The organism is Paenarthrobacter sp. NPDC089307, from assembly GCF_040685055.1.
In the GTDB taxonomy this organism is placed as follows: domain Bacteria; phylum Actinomycetota; class Actinomycetes; order Actinomycetales; family Micrococcaceae; genus Arthrobacter.
In genome coordinates, this window is record NZ_JBFBHE010000005.1 from 47822 (window position 1) to 66690 (window position 18869).

Consider the following 18869-nt stretch of genomic DNA (forward strand, 5'->3'; position numbering starts at 1 on the left):
TGACCACAGGTCGTTCCATGGGAATCCTGTGTTCCTCCTGGAATGAGGACCATAATGCTCCACCTTTCAAAGACCCTCAGGGCTGCTGCCGTGCTGACCATGGCATCGCTCGCGCTGGCGGGATGTTCGCTGATCAGCAGCGGCGACGCCAAGCGTGACGAATCCGGCAAACCGACGGAATCGTCCAAAGCTGACGCCTTCAAAGTGAAACTGGGTGACTGCATCGCCAACCCTGATACCGAGGAAGTTGTGGACGTCACCATCATTCCCTGCGATCAGAGCCACGACCTCGAGGCCTACGCTGTCACCAAGCTGGACACTTCCACGTTCCCCGGGACCACCGAAGTGGGAAACAAGGCAGAAGAGTTCTGTGGCGCACAGTTCCCCTCGTTCGTCGGCGTCCCCTTTGAAGAGTCCACATTGGACGTGACCTTCCTCCACCCCACCAGCGATTCCTGGAAGACCGGCGACCGCGAGATCGTGTGCCTGATCGGTGCCGCTGCAGGGGCCGCTACCACCGGCACCCTGAAGGGCGCCGCCAAGTAGGAACCGCGGTGGCCGGGGGAACCTTCCGGCCACCGCGGAGCCACTTCCCATTCATCCGTTCGTGTTCAGCTATGTCCGAGGCAGCTTTACCCGGGAGTAACTTCCGGAACATCGCCCACTCCACAAGAGGGTGGGCGTCGTCCACAGGGCCCCACAGGGCTCCCTAATGAAAGTTAGAGCGGATGCACCAACAACATTGGAAATTAGCAGCGGGAACAGTCCTGTCAGCAGGGTTGCTCGCAGCCCCGCTGACGGCGGCACCCGCTTTCGCGGCGGACGATCCGACCGTAACCAAAGGCACCTCGCCGGTGGTGATCAATGAGGCCTACCTGAGCGGCGGCAGCACAGGTGCGGCCTTCAGGAACAAGTTCGTGGAGCTCTACAACTCCTCGGACGCTCCCGTCAGCCTGGCAGGGTGGTCCCTGCAGTACAGGTCTGCCACCGCCACAACCGCCCCCTCGGGCATCACTCCCCTGACCGGGAGCATCCCGGCCAAGGGTTACTACCTCGTTCAGGGAGCCACCAACAATGGCAGCTCCACCGCCCCCGCCCTCCCCGCTCCGGACGTGCAGGCAACTGGCACCCTGAACCCAAGTGGCACCACAGGAACACTTGTCCTGGCCAAGCAGAGCACTGCCGTCTCGCCGCTTCCTGCCGGCTCGGTCACCGGGAACCCAGCCGTTGCCGACCTTCTGGGCTACGGACCGTCCAACACGTTCGAAACGGCCGCAGCCACGGCACCAACCAGCAACGCGGACGTCAAGAGCCTGAACCGGACCAACGGCGTGGACACAGACTCCAACGCCGCCGATTTCACGCTCAGCGCATCCGTCACTCCCACCGCGTCAAACGGCGGCGGTACCCCGCCCACCGATCCTGAGCCGCAACCCGGCGTAAAGAGCATCGCCGAGATCCAGGGTCCCGGGGCGGCCAGCCCTCTGGTGGGCAGCACCGTGACGACGCGCGGCAAGGTCACCGCGGTCTACGCAACCGGCGGATTCAACGGCTACTACGTCCAAACGCCCGGAACCGGAGGCGACAACGGCGGGGCGGCAAGGACGGCGTCGGACGCTTTGTTCGTCTATTCACCCACGACGGCGGCAGCGGTCCAGCCGGGCGACTACCTGGAACTCACCGGCGCAGTCAGCGAGTTCGCCAACCAGACCCAGCTCACCGTCGAGGCCGCCGGGCTCAGGAAGCTCACCGAGGCAGCACCCGAGGTCAAATCCACTCCGTTCGCTTTGCCCGCCAATGACGCCGCCCGCGAAAGCCTGGAGGGCATGCTCGTCGCGCCGCAAGGCGATTTCACGGTGACGGACAACTACTCCCTGAACCAGTACGGCGAGATCGGCCTCGCCGCCGGTACGTCCCCCTTGGTACAGCCGACGGCGGTGGCCAGCTACGGCTCGCCCGAGTACGCCGCGGTGGTTGCGGACAACGCGCTTCGGGGCATCAAGCTTGACGACGGCGCCTCGACGAACTTCCTCAAAGACGCCACCACGAAGGCCCTGCAGCTGCCTTACTTGACGACGTCGGATCCCGTACGTGTGGGATCGTCAGCGACGTTCCGCACGGACGTGATCCTGGGGTACGGCAACAACTCCTGGAAATTCCAGCCATTGACCGCACTGACCCCCGCCAACGCGGATTCCGTCCAGCCGGCGTCGTTCACCACCACCCGGCCCGACGGCCCGGCAAATGTCGGGGGAAGCCTCAAGCTCGCTTCCTTCAACGTGCTCAACTACTTCCCCACCACAGGTGACCAACTGAGCGGCTGCGTCTTCTACACCGACCGCGACGGCAACCCGATCACGGTCAAGGAAGGCTGCAACGCCCGCGGTGCCGCCAACGCGGAGAACTTCGAACGCCAGCAAGCCAAGATCGTAGCGGCCATCAACAAGTCCGGAGCCGACGTCGTATCCCTCGAAGAGATCGAGAACTCGGCACAGTTCGGCAAGAACCGGGATGATGCCCTGTCCAAGCTGGTTGACGCGCTCAACGTGAAGACGCCTGGCGTGTGGGACTACGTGCGCACTCCCGCCAACGCTCCCCCGCTGAGCGACGAAGACATGATCCGCACCGCGTTCATCTTCAAGAAAGCTGCGGCCGAGCCCGTGGGCGAGTCCATCATCCACAACGACACCGTGGCCTTCGCAAGCGCCCGCAAGCCCTTGGCACAGGTATTCAAGCCTGCCGGGGCGGCCGATGACAAGAAGTTCATCGCGATCGTGAACCACTTCAAGTCCAAGGGCTCTGCGGCCACTCCGGAGGACACCGACAAAGGCCAGGGCGCGTCCAACATCGCCCGGACCAAGCAGGCCGAATCCCTGCTCCAGTTCTCCAAGGACCTCCAGACGTCCAAGGGAACGGACAAGGTCTTCCTGATCGGCGACTTCAACGCCTACGCCAAGGAAGATCCCATCAACGTCCTCACGGGCGCGGGGTACACCGACCTTGAGGCCGGCACGGGCAAACACTCGTATCTGTTCGGCGGCATGGTGGGATCGCTGGACCACATTCTGGCCTCGCCTTCGGCGGCTGGAAAGGTCACAGGAACCGACATCTGGAACATCAACTCGGTTGAATCCGTGGCGCTCGAATACAGCAGGTATAACAACAATGTGACCAACTACTATGCTGGGGACGAGTTCCGGGCCAGTGACCACGACCCCGTTGTGGTTGGCCTGAACCTGGCTCCCGAGGCACCGGCCACTGTCGACCTGCAGTTCCTGGGCATCAACGATTTCCACGGCCGCATCGACTCCAACACCGTGCTCTTCGCGGGCACCGTGGAGAAGCTCCGCGCGGCCGCAGCACCGGGCGCAACGGCGTTTATTTCCGCAGGTGACAACATCGGCGCATCCCTGTTCGCCTCCTCCGTGGCGAAGGACCAGCCCACCATTGACGTCCTGAACGCGCTGGAGCTGCAGGCTTCCGCCGTGGGCAACCACGAGTTCGACGGCGGATGGCAGGATTTGCGCGACCGCGTCGTTGCCGGAGGTACCAACGCAAAGTTCGCGTACCTGGGCGCGAACGTCTACCAGAAGGGAACCACCACTCCGGTCCTTCCGGAGTACAAAGTCCTGGACATGAATGGAATGCGGGTGGCCGTGATCGGCACTGTCACGCAGGAAGTCCCGTCCCTGGTGACCCCTGCGGGAATCACCGACCTCGAGTTTGGAGACCCGGTGGAGGCCATCAACCGCGTGGCCGCGAAGATCAAGGCTGACAACCTGGCAGACCTCATCATCGTGGAGAACCACGACGGCGCTGCTTCAGGAACGCCCGAAGGGGCCACCCTTGAGCAAGAGGTGGCCGCAGGCGGACCCTTCGCCAAACTGGTCAACGAAACCAGCCCCGACGTGGCAGCCATCTTCACCGGCCACACGCACAAGGAATACGCCTGGGATGCTCCGGTCCTGGACGTCAACGGACAAGCTACAGGCAAGACCCGGCCGATTGTGCAGACCGGCAACTACGGCGAAAACGTGGGCAGCGTGACGCTGACCGTGGATACCGCAACCAAGTCCGTTACGGCCTACAAGGCAGCAGTCGTGGACCGCACAACGGACACGGCTGACAGCCTCGTTGCCGCCTACCCGCGGGTGGCTGCCGTGAAGGCGATCGTGGAAAAGGCCCTTGCCCAGGCTGCTGAAATCGGCAACCAGGCGGTGGGCGCGGTGACCGCTGATATCACCACGGCCTTCACTCCGGACCCCGCCGGCGGAGCCCCGAAGCGCGATGACCGCGCGAGCGAATCGACGCTTGGAAACCTAGTGGCAGACTCGTTGGTGGACACGCTCAAGGCGCCGGAACTCGGTGCGGCGGAGATCGGCGTCGTGAACCCGGGTGGACTGCGTAACGAGCTGTACTATGCACCCGACGGAATCATCACGTACGCCGAAGCCAACGCGGTCCTGCCATTCGTGAACAACCTGTGGACCACGTCCCTCACCGGCGCACAGTTCAAGACTCTCCTGGAGCAGCAGTGGCAGACCAACCCTGATGGCACCGTCCCCAGCCGTCCGTACCAGCAGCTTGGGCTGTCCAAGAACGTCAACTACACCTACGACGCCGCCCGCCCCGCAGGTGACCGCATCACCGGCATCTGGGTCAACGGAACTGTGATCGACCCCGCAAAGCAGTACCGGCTTGGCACCTTCAGCTTCCTGGCAACCGGCGGTGACAACTTCCGGGTGTTCAAGGAAGGCAGCAACACGAAGGACACCGGACTGGTTGACCGGGATGCGTGGATCAAGTACCTGCGCGAACACAAGCCTGTGTCCCCGGACTTCGCACGCCGTTCGGTTGCCGTGGCCAATTCCACGGCAGCCGAGGTAAAGGCCGGATCGCCGATCAGCCTGGCTGTCTCCAAGCTGGACCTCACCTCGATCGGCAGCCCGGCAAACGCCACACTCAAGGCCGTCTTCACTGACGCCAAGGGTGCCGCCGTGGTGCTCGGCGATGTTCCTGTTACAGCGGGTGCGGCCACGGTGAACCTCAAGGTTCCCGCAGCGGCGGCCGCAGGCACAGGCACCCTGGTACTGACCGCCGTCGAAAGTGGAACTGTGGTCAAGGCGCTGGTGAAAATTGCCGACAGCGGGCCTCAACCGCCACAGTGCACCCCGCCCACCAAGCCGTCCAAGTGGTATGACATCGTGGGCTGGCTGCGGTATGCCTTCGCCTGGTTGGAGTACCAGAAGTGCTTGAGGGGCTAAGCACCTCCTCGAGTGACGAATGAAGGCCGGGCCCCTCACGATTTTCCTCGTGAGGGGCCCGGTTTTGTTATGCGGAGTTACTTGTTCGCCGGTTCCGGCTCCCGGACGCGCTCGGCATCGCGCTGCAGCTCCGCCTGGAACGCCGCATAACGGGCCAGGTGTGTTGGACGGCGCCGGATCAAGAACCATGCGACGCCCAGGATGACGAACCATAGGGGCGTGGCAAGCAAAGCAAGCAGGGTGTCAGGCTGGGTGGTCAGCGCCCACAGCACGAAAGCGAAGAACGCGAACACCACCCACACCATCGCCACGCCACCTGGCATCTTGAACGCCGATGCGTCGTGCAGGTGCGGCCTGCGCTTCCGGAAGGCCAGGTAGCTTGCCAGGATGATCGACCAGACGAACACAAAGCAGACCGCGGACACGGTGGTCACCATGTCGAACGCCTTGCCAACGTCCTGGCCGGCATACATCAGTACGACGCCGGACAGCAGCAGGACGCACGAGAGGAACAGTGCGTTGCGGGGTACTTTGCGTCCGGAGAGGGCACCGAACACCTTGGGCGCGTCACCCTCCTGCGCGAGCCCGAACACCATGCGCGAGGTGGAGTAGATGCCCGAGTTGGCCGAGGACATGGCTGACGTCAACACCACCAGGTTCACGATGGTGGCTGCTGCGCCGAGGCCGGCCAGGGAGAACATGGCAATAAAGGGGCTGTGGCCGGCGGCGAACTGGGTCCAGGGCGTGACGGACATGAGGATGATGAGCGCACCCACGTAGAAGAGAAGCACACGGATGGGGATGGAGTTGATGGCCTTGGGGAGGTTCTTCTCCGGGTCCTTGGCTTCAGCGGCGGTGGTGCCCACCAGTTCGATGCCTACGAACGCGAACACCGCGATCTGGAAACCAGCCACGGAGCCCATGGACTCGTTCGGGAAGAAACCGCCGTGGCTCCACAGGTTGGTGAAGCTGGCCGGGCCGGCATCGGACTGGAATCCACTGAAGATCATGAACAGGCCCACGATAATGAGCGCTGCGATGGCCACGATCTTGATGAGTGCGAACCAGAATTCGGTCTCACCGAAGGCTTTGACGGTTGCCAGGTTCAGGAGCAGGAGGATCCCGATGGTGATCAGGCCCGGTACCCACAGGGGAAGGGAGGGCCATAGTTCCTGCGAATATCCGGCGATGGCGATCACATCTGCGATGCCGGTGATGACCCAGCAGAACCAGTAGGTCCAGCCGGTGAAGAACCCGGCCCAGGGGCCCAGGAGGTCTGCTGCGAAGTCGCTGAAGGATTTGTAATTCAGGTTGCTTAGCAGCAGTTCGCCCATGGCCCGCATGACGAAGAACAGCATGAAGCCGATGATCATGTACACGAAGATGACGGATGGGCCGGCCGCGGATATGGTTTTGCCCGAGCCCATGAAGAGGCCGGTGCCAATTGCTCCGCCGATGGCGATGAGCTGGATGTGGCGGTTGCTGAGCTGGCGCTCGAGATGGGGTGATTCGGCGCCAGTGGGAGGATGAATCGTCAAAGGAACTCCGTCGTTCAGGCGGCACAAGGTGCCACATTGATTCGGGTTCCTCCCCGCTCTGTAGGTAGACCTGAGAGTTTCCGCAGGCATGGGCCTGCTTGCACCTTCGGTGAGCCCGGTTGTCGGACTGCTTTCCAGAGTTGCCTAACCGCGGCGGTACATGGGCCTGAGAGATTCCTGGGGAGGGTTTGCTCCTACGGCGCCTGTCGAAATGTACCGGCAGGACTCTCCCGCCGCAGATCATAAGCGTGCACCACCCTATCCGGTGATGCAGCTCACACAGTAACGAAGGCTGGCAGGCCGCGCAACCCCAACGGCCTAGAGGCCCAGGATGCTACGGGCGATCTCGTCAGCATCCCGGAGGGTCCGCTGACCACTGGCATAGGCGGGTCCTGACCGCGGACGGGCCTCCGCTGCGATGGCATTTCCCCACTGCGAGGCGGACAACTGTAGGCCCAGGACATACATGCTTTCTGTGACGGATCCGTTGGCCGCTTTGGGACGGTACGGGTGCGGCTCGACGTCAAGGCCCGTGGTCTGCATCGGCGTCCCCTCCACACTCATCATGATCTTGGTTCGCACCAAGCCATCGGCCATGAGCTGCTCAAGCAGCGGAGAGATGTTGATGCCCACCCTGTTCGCAGGCGACATCGCCTCGATCAGGGTCCGCGCCTCCGCGGGCCCTTCGTGCACCCACGGGGAGGCGGCCCGGAACACCCTGGAGCCACGGTCCACGCTGAACTTGGGGTCCGGTCCAACAAAACTTACGACGCCGGCACGCGCCAGGGCGGCCAGCTGCTCCGAACGCAGCGCGGGAGGGCCGCTGGCCAATCCTTCGACGAACGACTCGAACCAGCCCCGCAACCCTGCCAGCCATGACTCGTCAGTGATGCCGCCGTCAGCCACCACGGTCTTGAGGATGGCCCTGCCGGTGTGGAGCGCACCGATGGCCATTTTCACGGGGTCGGCTTCCCCAAGCGCCGAGCGCCGCGCGTCATCGTCCAGATACGCGGTGACCGCTGCATCCAGTTCACGCCGCGAAGCGAACGTCCGGCCCGCCAGCGGCGACGCCAGCCCGCGAAGGTTCAAACGCCGTGAAGTGACCACGTGTTTTTCAACAAGGACCTCCACATCGCTTTCCCAGTTCGCGGTGGTGTGGGCATGCGGTTGGAGCGCGTCTTCGAGGTCTGCCAGGAACTGCGCCGGGTCCTTGATCGCGGCGGGCTGGGACCGGGACAGCGTTGAATAGTAGGCCCACAACGCATCCCGGTGCAGTAACGGCCAGAGGTCATGGTCAAAGCCGGGCTGGATGCCTGCTGCCCGGAAGCGGTCCACGGCGTCCTCGGTCAGGTAGCGCATGGTGATACTGCGGGGGTAATAGCCGTCCAACCCAGCTTTGGCGCGGTACGGAGTGCCCCTGCGGGAAGCCGCGATGATCCTGGGCTCCCGGCCAGATGCCCGGTACTCCAGCACCCCGGCCCCGGGCGCGCCGGCCTCCACGAACTTGCCTCCGCGGCCCTCGGTCAGCTGGCCCATGACGTCAAAGAAGTTCAAGCCCATGCCGCGGACAAGAACGGGCTCGTTGTCCGGCACTTCGCTCCAGTCAACGTCGGCCGGCGGGGCTGGCGGAAAGTAGAGCAGGCCCAGTTCGTCCGCGGCGCGTTTGAAGGCCTTCTGCTCAGGATTCAGCCGTGACTCGATGTGGCCCAACGCCAGCACCACGGAACCGACGGTGAGCGTCGCGCCGTTGGCGAGTTCGACGTCGAACATCCCGCCTGCCGGACGCGCCGCCACGGCGAGCGTTTCATGGAAGGTGACCTCGACGCCGTCGGGCAGCCGGTCCAGCAGCTCCGCCAGGGTCTGCCGCAAGTAGCGCCCGTAGAGCGCGCGGCTGGGGAAGTCGTGGGAGTCCAGGGTGGCCAGCTCGGCCTTCTCTGCGTCGTTCAGGCCCATGCCATCCCGACGCCGGGCCTCGCGCCACTGATCGAAGGAACCGCCCGCAAGTGGCGCTGCCAACCCGGGCTCCTCCGGTATCAGCGTGGGATAGAACGACTGGGTGTTCATCAGGTACAAGCGCGACTGCTCCGGCTGCCACACATGGCCGGCACCGGCGGGATATGGATCCACGACATGGATGTGCAGGGACCCCCCTGCGCCGTCCGCAACCCAGTTCGCGAGCAACCGCTCAAGGACACTGGTGCCCCGGGGGCCGGCCCCAATAAGGGCAACACGGTTGGTTTGCGATTTAGCCACGTTCAAAGCCTAGCTTCTGAGTGACTTGCTTACGGTCGAACAGTGTTGCTTGGATGGGGCGATGACCACCACAGCAGCTGATCAGTCGCCACTTCCCGAGAATGAGACCGAGCCGGCTTCCGGGCTGGCTTCCTCGCCAGCTTCCGGGCCGCGCCACGCAGCGGAAATCGCGCCTGAACCCACGGACGAGAATGCCTGGCTGGAGGACATCCACGGCGAGGAGCAGTTGGCGTGGGTCCGGGAACAGAACGCCCGCACCGAAGAGTTGCTGGAAGACGCCGACTACGCGGAGGTGGAATCCGGCATCCTGGAAGTCCTGGATTCCACGGACCGGATCGCCATGGTCAACAAACGCGGCGATTTCTACTACAACTTCTGGAAGGACCAGGAGCACCCCAAAGGCCTCTGGCGGCGCACCACATGGGAGAGCTACCTCAGGGACGAGCCCGAGTGGGACGTGCTGCTGGACATTGACGCGCTGGCCGCGGCTGAAGGGGTCGAATGGGTCTTCCACGGGGCCGGATTCCTTCGTCCCGCGGACGGCTCCGAGTACCGCCTGGCCATGGTTTCGCTCTCCCCTGACGGCGGGGACGCTGACCGCCACCGCGAGTTCGACGTCGAATCGCGCACCTTCGTGGACCCGGCGGCGGGCGGCTTCGACATTCCCACCGCCAAGGGCAACATCAGCTGGTTGGATGCCGATACCCTGCTGGTCTCCAGCACGGCGGACGGCCTGCCGGCAACGTCGTCCTCCTACGCACGGACCGGCGTCAAGCTCCGCAGGGGCGGGTCCCTCGCGGACGCTGAACGCATCTTCGAAATTCCTGAAAACCACATGCTGGCCATGGTGGCGCACGACTCCACTCCCGGGTTTGAGCGGACCTTTGCCGTTGACTACATCGACTTCTACAACCGCAGGACCTGGCTGCTGCGCGAGGACTCCCGGGTAGCGATCGACGTACCCACCGACGTCAACATCAGTGTCCACCGCGAATGTTTGCTTTTCCGCCCCCAAGGGGACTGGGAAGTGGCCGGCGTAACGTATCCGGCCGGCTCGCTGCTGGCTGCGGACTTCGAGGACTACCTCGCTGGCTCAGCGGCCATGGTGGTTCTCTTCACCCCTGACGCGCACACGTCCCTGCAGTCATGGAGCTGGACCAAGGACTACCTGCTGCTGAACCTCCTGCGTGACGTCTCCTTCGAAATCCGGGTGTTGGACCCCTCCAATGTGCAGGACGACGGAGCCTGGACGTCCACCGTCCTGGACGCCTGTCCTCCCCTGCATGACGTCAACGCCTATGCCGTGGACGATGAAGACACCTCTGGTTCGGGCGCCGGAAACGACTTCTGGTTGGTTGCCACCGGCTTCACGACGCCCACCACCTTGACCCGGGGAACCCTTGGTGCTGCGCCGTCCGGGGACAAGACCGGCGGTGTGGCGAGTGAGCACGCAGTGGTGAAGCGGTCGCCGTCGTTCTTCAACGACGCCGACTACGAAGTCCAGCAGTACTTCGCGATTTCGGAGGACGGTACCAAGGTTCCCTACTTCCAGGTGGCGTCCAAGGACCTGGTGCTCGACGGCGAGAACCCCACCCAGCTGTCCGGCTACGGCGGATTCGAGGTGTCCCGCACGCCGGCGTACAGCGGGACCATCGGCCGGGCCTGGTTGGAGCGTCGCACCGCGGGCAACGCGTCCGACGACGGGGCTGCCGCGCACTCCCGCGGTGGCGTCTACGTTGTTGCAAATATCCGCGGCGGGGGCGAGTACGGCCCGTCATGGCACCGGGCGGCACTCCAGGAGAAGCGCCACCGCGCCTACGAAGACTTCGCGGCCGTGGCCAGGGACTTGATCTCCCGTGGCGTCACCAGTCGGCATCGGCTGGGCTGCGTGGGGGGTTCCAACGGCGGCCTCCTGGTGGGCAACATGCTGACGCAGTACCCCGAACTCTTCGGTGCGGTGTCCTGTGGCGTGCCCCTCCTGGACATGCGGCGCTACACCAAGCTTTCCGCGGGTTACTCCTGGATTGCCGAATATGGCGACCCCGACGTGCCGGCGCAATGGGACTTCATCCGCACGTTCTCGCCCTACCACCTGCTTCGGGACGGCGTGGAGTACCCGGAAACCTTCATCTGGACCGCCACCTCGGACGATCGCGTAGGGCCGGTGCAGGCCCGGAAGATGGCAGCGCGGATGCAGGCCATGGGGATCCCGAACGTTTGGTTCCACGAAGCATTGGAAGGTGGCCACGCAGGCGCTTCGGACAACCGGCAGGCCGCAGCACTGCAGGCCCGCAGCAACCACTTCCTTTGGCTGTCACTCGCTGGCAGCCACTGACACCCCCGTTTCGATGGTCCGCTGCGCACTGGCCCGGGCGCACGGTCTAAATCGCAGTGATCCATCGAAACGGACACCTGGCTATTGCCTGTTTTGCACTGGACGGCACGTTCTGCGTATCCTTGGTGGGCTAGCAGTAGCGATTGGAGACGTGCCAGAGCGGCCGAATGGGCTTCACTGCTAATGAAGTGTGGGGCACAACTCCACCGGGGGTTCAAATCCCCCCGTCTCCGCGAATTGGTCCCGGTTTTCGAACCGGGACCTTTTGCGTTTTAAGCATGTTGCATCAAGGAGTGGGAGGGGCGACCTAAGGGCGCCTGCGCTCAGGAGCCCTTAGCCCCGGCTGCCGTGCCGCTGACTTCTGCCCCAGCGTGACGGTGCAGCGTCAAACTGTCCACGGTGCTGATCAGCATCAGGACGGCCATGGCAATGAATGCTCCTTTGTATGCCCCCACCCGATCTGTTCCGAACACGTGGGTCGCCTCAAAAAGCCGGAGAAAAAGGGCCCCGACCGCGATTCCGGCAGCAGCCGCCAGCTGAACCAGCGTGGCTGAGATGGCGTTGGCAGAGGGCAGCTGGCCGGGGACGATGTCCGCATATTGCACGGATGCATACGCGGAGAAGCCGATGGAGCGGAAGGCACCGCTGAAGAGCAACAACGCAAAAATCAGGGGCTCGGGTGTTTGGGCGTTGAGGAACGCGCACAAGGCAAACGTCACAGCAGACGCGAAGGAGGCGAAAACAAGCACGGCTTTGAACCCGAAGCGCCGGATGAGCGGCGTAGTGGCGGGCTTGATCGCGATGTTGCCCACGAATACTGCCGCGACCATGACACCGGCTTTGAGGGGATCCCAGCCGAATCCGTCCTGGAACATCAACGGCAGCAGGAACGGCACTGAACTGATGGTCAGCCGGTAAATGAACCCGCCGGTGGAGGTGGCACGGAAGGTCCTGGTCCCAAAGACGCCGAGGTTGAACAGCGGGACCTTGGCTTTCCTCATCCACCAAACTGCCCCCGCGAGGGAGAGCACCCCCGCGGTAACCACCAGCACGGCAAGAAGGTTGGACGCGTGGCCGCCCAGGGTTTCAAGCCCCACGACCAAAGCACCAACACCCAGGGTGGTCAGCAACAGGCCAAACCAATCAAGACGGCGTTGCCCGTCAAACTGGGTGCGCGGAACCAGCCTGAGGGCCACGATGAACGCTGCGAGGCCGAGGGGGACGTTGATGATGAAGATCCAGTGCCACGACAGGAAACTGGTGAGCGCGCCGCCCACCATCGGAGCCAGGACGGGAGCGAGCAGGCCGGGCCACACCAAGTACGCCGTGGCGCGGAGCAGTTCGGACTTCGGCGTGCCCCGTAGGACCACCAGTGTGCCGACGGGAACCATCATGGCCCCGCCCATGCCCTGGGCAACCCGGCTGAGCGTGAGCATGGTCAGGCCGGTACTCACTGCGCAGAGCAGGGAAGCAATGGTGAAGACAGAAATTGCCAGGCAGAAGATCCGACGTGCACCGAACCGTTCGGCAAGCCAACTGCTCAGCGGGATTCCCATCGCCACGGTCACCAAGTAGGCCGTCATGGTGACGTTGATGTCGGCAGGTGCGACGCGGAAGTCCGAGGCGATGCTGGGAATTGCGGTGGTCAGGATGGTCCCGTCCAGGAACTCCATGAAAAAAGTTGCTGCCACCAGCAGGGCCAGGCGCGGCCGCCAGCTGGTGTGGCTGGTTTCGGCGACGTCAGCACTGGGTCTTGTGGTCATGACTCCGGTCCAAGTTCGAGCTGGTGCCTTGCGAAGGCAGCAAGGGTGTTTCCTCGATCCTATAGACCTGATGTGGGAGCGATCTCAACATGACGCTTTCCTACCGGCGGCTACCCAGCTTGGGCCAGCGCCAACGGGAGAACCGCCGCGACTCCTGCCTGCCTCAGGGCCCGGGCCGAAACGGTCATGGTCCAGCGGCTGTCGACCAGATCGTCCACCAACAACACAGGCTGGTTCCCGATCTCCGCCAACGCCCCGGCAAGTTCCGGCCCCACGACCAACCGCTCCCAAACGCCTGCAAGCCTGTAGGCGCTGTTGCCGCCCCGCGCCCCGGTCGGACCACCGTGCGCCGGCTGCAACTGGCCCAGGTAGGGCATCCTGCCAATTCCCGCTATACCCTGGGCCAGGGAATCCACCAGTTGTGGTTTGCTCCGGGAAGGGATGCTGACCACGGCAGCGGGCCGGCCAACGCCACTCCATGCCGTTCCCCCCTCCGCGCCGGACCACTCCCGAAGGACTTGGACGCACGCCTGCAGCATGGCGGGATCGACCACGCGGTCAGGGGCACCGGCCGCGAACAATTCCCGGAGGGCGCCACCCCAGCCGAGGTCCGTCAGCCTGGCAAGAACCCGCCCCTCGGCAATGCTTTCGTCCGGCTTGATCTTTCCCTTGACCGCAACACCCAGGCGGTCCATCCCGCTGGGCCATTGGAGCCGCGGCTCCACGGCAATTCCTGCTCTGCGGAGTGTCTGACCCGCGGCGTCTGCAGCCGACTCGGCCACGTCCACGGGGAACCACCGGCCAGCGCAATTGTCGCAACGTCCGCAAGCGGCCGCTGTTTCATCGTCCAGGACCGACGTGATGTACTCCATTCGGCAGCCGGCCGTGTCCTGGTAGATCACCATGGAGTCCTGCTCATCCACGCGGGCCTCGGCGATGCGGGCGTAGCGTTCGGCATCGTAGTGCCACGGCCGTCCTGTGGACCGCCAGCCGCCGCCAACACGCTCAACTGCTCCGTCTACGGCCAAGACCTTCAAGAGGAGTTCCAGTGGGGTACGGCGGAGGTCTACCCGGGCCTCCAACGCGACGGTGGACATGGCAGAACCGGCGTCGCCCAGGACAGCCAACACGGCCGCTGCCTTTTCCTCGGACGGCATGGACGCCGTGGCAAAGTACTGCCAGATCTCCCGGTCCTCTGAACCCGGAAGCAGCAACACATCTGCGTTTGCTGCGCCACGGCCGGCGCGGCCAACCTGTTGGTAGTAGGCAACCGGCGAAGACGGGGCTCCGAGGTGGATCACGAAGCCGAGGTCAGGCTTGTCGAACCCCATCCCCAGCGCAGAGGTGGCCACCAATGCCTTCACCTGGTTGTCCTTGAGCAGTTGCTCCGCCCGCTCGCGGTCGGCGGGGTCCGTCCGGCCTGTGTAGGACAGGACGTTGTGTCCGGCCTCGGCCAGAAGCCGGGCAGTGTCCTCAGCCGCAGAGACCGTGAGCGTGTAAATGATGCCGCTGCCCGGCATGTCCGCAAGGTGGGTCAGCAGCCAACCGAGACGGTCCCGGGAGTCGGGAAGGTTGAGGACGCCAAGACGCAGCGATTCCCTGCCCAATCCACCGCGGATGGTCAGAACCCCGGAACCCAGCTGTTCTTCAATGTCATGGACCACCCTGGAGTTGGCAGTGGCTGTTGTGGCAAGTACCGGAACGCTGTCCGGCAGTTGGGCGATGAGGTCCGAGATCCGGCGGTAGTCAGGCCGGAAATCGTGCCCCCAGTCGGAGATGCAGTGGGCTTCATCGATCACCAGGAGCCCGGTCCTCCGGATGAGCTCGGGAAGCTGGTTCTCCCTGAACGAGGGATTGGTCAGGCGCTCCGGCGACACGAGGAGGACATCGACGTCGTCCGAGGCAAGCTGAGCCAGGACAATGTCCCATTCAAGGGCGTTGGCGGAGTTGATGGCCACCGCCCGGACGCCTGCACGTGCCGCTGCGGCCACTTGGTCGCGCATCAACGCCAGCAGGGGTGAAACGATCAGCGTGGGCCCGGCTCCCCTGCGGCGCAAGAGCAGCGACGACACGAAGTAGACAGCAGACTTCCCCCAGCCCGTGCGTTGGACGACCAGTGCCCTGCGGCCGGCATCCACCAACGCCTCGATCGCTTCGAACTGGCCATCGTGGAACTGCGCCTCGGGGTGGCCAACAAGTTCGCGAAGGCATGCCAGCGCCTCCCGTTGGGTTGCTGACTGCACGGGAACGGCTGTGTTTGGGGAGATGTTGGCCATGACCCCAGTATTCCAGTCGCCCCTGACAGCGATAGCGGACGGATACGGCTATGTGGATAACAGCGGTGTGGATAACGACTATCCACATAAGGGATCAGCCGGTTCATGCTGCGCAGGGTAGCCACAGTAGGATTGAGCCCGTGACTAGCGAGCAGAACAAGACATTCGACCTCTCGGCGTCCTTTAAGGCGTACGACGTCCGGGGCATCGTAGGTGAATCCATCACGGCTGAAATCGTCGAGGCAGTCGGCGCTGCCTTCATCGACGTTCTGGGCCTTGAGGGCGAAACTGTCCTCGTTGGTGGGGACATGCGTCCCTCGTCACCGGAGTTCAGCCAGGCCTTCGCCAACGGCGCCGCAACCCGGGGCGCCAATGTGCAGCTCCTGGACCTGATCTCCACCGATGAGCTCTATTACGCGTGCGGCGCACTGAACGCTGCCGGCGCCACTTTCACCGCCAGCCACAACCCCGCTGAGTACAACGGCATCAAGATGGCCAAGGCCGGCGCCCAGCCCATCTCGTCAGAGAGCGGCCTGAAGGAAATCCAGGCCCTTGCGGAGCAGTACCTTAACACCGGGACGATCCCGTCCGCAGCCACGCGCGGCGAGATCGGAGTCCACGATGTTTTGAAGGACTACTCCGAGTACCTGCGTAAACTCGTGGACCTCTCGGGTTCCCGTCCGTTGAAAATCGTTGTCGACGCCGGCAACGGCATGGCTGGCCTGACAACTCCGGCAGTCCTCGGAGACAAATTGCTCCCGGCCCTGCCGTTCGAGATCATCCCGCTCTATTTCGAGTTGGACGGCTCTTTCCCGAACCACCCTGCCAACCCGCTGGAACCGGAGAACCTTCGCGATCTTCAGGCGGCAGTGGTCAAGCATGGCGCAGACATCGGCCTCGCTTTCGACGGCGACGCCGACCGCTGCTTCGTGATCGACGAAAAGGGCGAGCCTGTCTCGCCGTCGGCCATCACCGGCATGGTTGCCCGCCGCGAAATCGCGCGGGCTCGGGCCGCAGGGGAAGAAACTCCGGTAATCATCCACAACCTCCTCACGTCCAAGGCCGTGCCCGAGCTCGTTGCCAAAGACGGCGGGCGCGCCGTGAGGACCCGTGTGGGCCACTCCTTCATCAAGGCGGTCATGGCCGAGGAAGGCGCAGTTTTCGGAGGCGAGCACTCCGCGCACTTCTACTTCCGCGATTTCTGGAACGCTGACACCGGAATGCTGGCCGCCATGCACGTCCTCGCGGCCCTCGGTGAGCAGGACGGCCCGCTCTCGGAGCTCGGCCGCCAGTACGAACCCTACGTTTCCTCGGGTGAGATCAACTCCGAGATCGAGGACAAAGCCGGCGCCGTGGAGCGAGTCCGTGTGGACTTTGAAACCGAAGACATCGACATCGACCACATGGACGGCAGCACCTTCACGGCCAAGGACGGCAGCTGGTGGTTCAACCTGCGCCCCTCCAACACCGAGCCCTTCCTGCGGTTGAACGCCGAGGCCAAGGACCAGCCCACCATGGAAAAGATCCGCGACCGCGTCCTGGCGCTGGTCCGGGGCTAGGCTTACAGCCATGACGCAGCTTCCGCCCGAGGCACGGACCTCGCCCGAATCCGAATTGGCTGCCGTCGTGGCTGAGGCCCTCAAACTGGCCGACGCCCAGTTGGTGATCAACAAGAGCTTCGCCCCGTTCGTCTTCATGCTCGACGGCGAGGGCACCATACACCGCGGCGAGGTCCCCCAGGAGATCGGGGCGACCATGCCTCCGGACCCGGTGCTGTCCGTGAAGCTGACCATCGATCTGTTCTCCGGCCATGCCGAAAACCTCCTGGCGATCGTGGCGGTGCTGGATCCGCAGTCCAACAAGACCGAGGACACGCTCCACCTCTGGGCCGAACACCGAAGCGGCATAAGCCAGCTCATCCGCGTGGACTTCACCCGCAAGAAGTTCCTGAAGCATCCCACCTTCAGCGAACCCCGGACCGAGGCCCAGGAAGCCCACGTCTGGAACGGGGAAACGCCATCACCAGCTGACGAGTGGTGGCACGAAGGGCTCTCCGAGCAGGCCATCCAGGATGTGTTCCAGCTGGTCGGAGCCGCTGTACCTTTCGCGCAGGATCAGCTGTCGAGACACGGCGCCTTGGCCCCGTACGGCATCAGCACCGACCTCGAAGGCGAAGTAGGGCATCACATGGCTTACCAGGAGCCCAACGAGGATCACGAAATGGATTCCGCCGAATCCGTCCAGCTGATGACCGAGGGATTCCGTCAAAACAAGGACTCGCTGCGTGGTACCTGCATCCTGGCCGACGTGCGGGTCCAGGTCGAAGAGGGCGAGGTCGTAGACGCAGTGAGGCTGCACATCGAACACGCCGAAGGGCTCTCAATGCACATCCTGAAGCCTTACGAGCTTGATGGGCAATCGGGCACCGTCGCCTTCGGAGAGTCAGCGGTGGTTCCCGCCCAGGCACAGGTGTGGTCGGCATGAGCGAAGAACCTTCAAACAACCTCGTGCCGGAAGAGTCGGTCCAGGACCGCGAGCTCCGGGAGGCCCTGGGGACCGGGCTCGGAACCGCCCAGGAACATCTCCAGCAAAATGGCGGCTTCTTTCCCTTCGGCATAACGCTCGCGAACGACGGCGAACTCCGGATTGTGATGGTGACACCCGGCGAACCCGACGAGGACGGCCAAGTTGACGCCGGCCAGATGCTGTCAGATCTCCACGAGTTGCTGCGCCAAGGCCGTGACGATTTCCGCGCTGTAGCCATCATCAGCGATGTCAGCCTTCCGGAGCACGGTTCCGACGGCATACATGGCGCCGCGGAACACCGTAACGGCGCTGTCCGGGCCGCCATCATTCCCTACGTTCCAGGAGCCGACGGCTTCTCCTTTGCCGCCATGGAGCCGGATACCAACGAGCCATCCATCTGGGTGGACTAGACCGACCACCTAAACTGAAGCCATGAAAATCAACGCCTTCGCAGATGTGAGCCTTCGGGCCATCATGGTGTTGGCCGCGGCTCCTGAGGGTACGCTGCTGACCACCCAGGCAGTGGCAGACGCAGTGGGAACCCCGTACAACCACGTCAGCAAGGCGATGGTCCGCCTGCGCGCGCTGGGACTCATTGATGTCGAACGTGGACGGCTCGGTGGTTCACGTCTGAACGAAGCCGGACGGAAGGCGACCGTTGGCCAGGTCCTTCGCCATCTTGACAGCCGTCAGGATCCCGCGGAGTGTCAGTCGCCCACCAAGAACTGCCCCCTGATCACCGAATGCGGACTCCGCCACGCCATGACCCGCGCGCGGGAGGCTTTCTACCGGGAGTTGGACAGCGTGGTCATCGCATCGCTCCCCCACGCTCGGCAGATGAATCCGGTCTTCCAGTCCATTGGGCTTCGGCCCGAGATACGGATGCCTGCAGCACTGTAGCGGTCCGGCACTGT

At 63.9% G+C, this 18869-nt stretch carries 11 protein-coding genes, 1 tRNA gene and 1 riboswitch; of the genes, 8 read left to right on the forward strand and 4 right to left on the reverse strand.

Features of this window, described 5'->3' with window-relative positions:
- Positions 1-54 precede the first annotated feature (54 nt).
- Together AB0N72_RS13105 and AB0N72_RS13110 are read left to right on the forward strand one after the other, a co-directional pair.
- A complete protein-coding gene (locus AB0N72_RS13105) occupies positions 55-546 on the forward strand; it encodes a septum formation family protein (RefSeq protein WP_363930813.1) in 492 nt (163 codons plus the stop codon).
- A gap of 182 nt (positions 547-728) precedes the next feature.
- Positions 729-5264 (forward strand): ExeM/NucH family extracellular endonuclease, encoded by a 4536-nt coding sequence (locus AB0N72_RS13110; RefSeq protein ID WP_363930814.1) that lies wholly within the window; start codon positions 729-731, stop codon positions 5262-5264.
- A gap of 77 nt (positions 5265-5341) precedes the next feature.
- On the opposite strand, the gene cycA is transcribed toward AB0N72_RS13110, so the two are convergent.
- A complete protein-coding gene (gene cycA, locus AB0N72_RS13115) occupies positions 5342-6802 on the reverse strand; it encodes a D-serine/D-alanine/glycine transporter (RefSeq protein WP_363930815.1) in 1461 nt (486 codons plus the stop codon).
- 144 nt (positions 6803-6946) lie between these two features.
- Positions 6947-7045, reverse strand: a riboswitch (glycine riboswitch).
- Positions 7046-7120: 75 nt separating this feature from the next.
- Complete coding sequence (locus AB0N72_RS13120) at positions 7121-9055, reverse strand: FAD/NAD(P)-binding protein (protein ID WP_363930816.1); 1935 nt, start codon at positions 9053-9055, stop codon at positions 7121-7123.
- 61 nt (positions 9056-9116) lie between these two features.
- Between AB0N72_RS13120 and AB0N72_RS13125 the strand changes: the two genes are divergently transcribed.
- Both AB0N72_RS13125 and AB0N72_RS13130 read left to right on the forward strand, forming a co-directional pair.
- A complete protein-coding gene (locus tag AB0N72_RS13125) occupies positions 9117-11390 on the forward strand; it encodes a prolyl oligopeptidase family serine peptidase (protein ID WP_363930817.1) in 2274 nt (757 codons plus the stop codon).
- A gap of 145 nt (positions 11391-11535) precedes the next feature.
- A tRNA-Ser gene (locus tag AB0N72_RS13130) sits at positions 11536-11623 on the forward strand.
- A 90-nt stretch (positions 11624-11713) separates the two neighbouring features.
- Here AB0N72_RS13130 and AB0N72_RS13135 read toward each other — a convergent pair.
- Entirely contained in the window at positions 11714-13153 is a 1440-nt protein-coding gene (locus AB0N72_RS13135) for an MFS transporter (RefSeq protein ID WP_363930818.1), read from the reverse strand.
- A gap of 110 nt (positions 13154-13263) precedes the next feature.
- A complete protein-coding gene (locus AB0N72_RS13140; protein ID WP_363930819.1) occupies positions 13264-15429 on the reverse strand; it encodes a RecQ family ATP-dependent DNA helicase in 2166 nt (721 codons plus the stop codon).
- Positions 15430-15569: 140 nt separating this feature from the next.
- Here AB0N72_RS13140 and AB0N72_RS13145 point away from each other — a divergent pair, with 140 nt between their 5' ends.
- Genes AB0N72_RS13145 through AB0N72_RS13160 form a run of 4 tightly spaced genes read left to right on the forward strand, consistent with a single transcriptional unit; the run spans position 15570 to position 18855 of the window.
- Entirely contained in the window at positions 15570-16988 is a 1419-nt protein-coding gene (locus AB0N72_RS13145; RefSeq protein ID WP_363930820.1) for a phosphomannomutase/phosphoglucomutase, read from the forward strand.
- A gap of 10 nt (positions 16989-16998) precedes the next feature.
- Positions 16999-17913, forward strand: coding sequence for a hypothetical protein (locus tag AB0N72_RS13150; protein WP_363930821.1), 915 nt, complete (start codon positions 16999-17001; stop codon positions 17911-17913).
- On the forward strand, positions 17910-18365 hold the full coding sequence (locus AB0N72_RS13155) for a hypothetical protein (RefSeq protein WP_363930822.1): 456 nt from the start codon (positions 17910-17912) through the stop codon (positions 18363-18365). Before AB0N72_RS13150 ends, AB0N72_RS13155 begins: the two co-directional genes overlap by 4 nt.
- A 22-nt stretch (positions 18366-18387) precedes the next feature.
- Positions 18388-18855 (forward strand): Rrf2 family transcriptional regulator, encoded by a 468-nt coding sequence (locus tag AB0N72_RS13160; RefSeq protein ID WP_363930823.1) that lies wholly within the window; start codon positions 18388-18390, stop codon positions 18853-18855.
- The last annotated feature ends 14 nt before the right edge of the window (positions 18856-18869 follow it).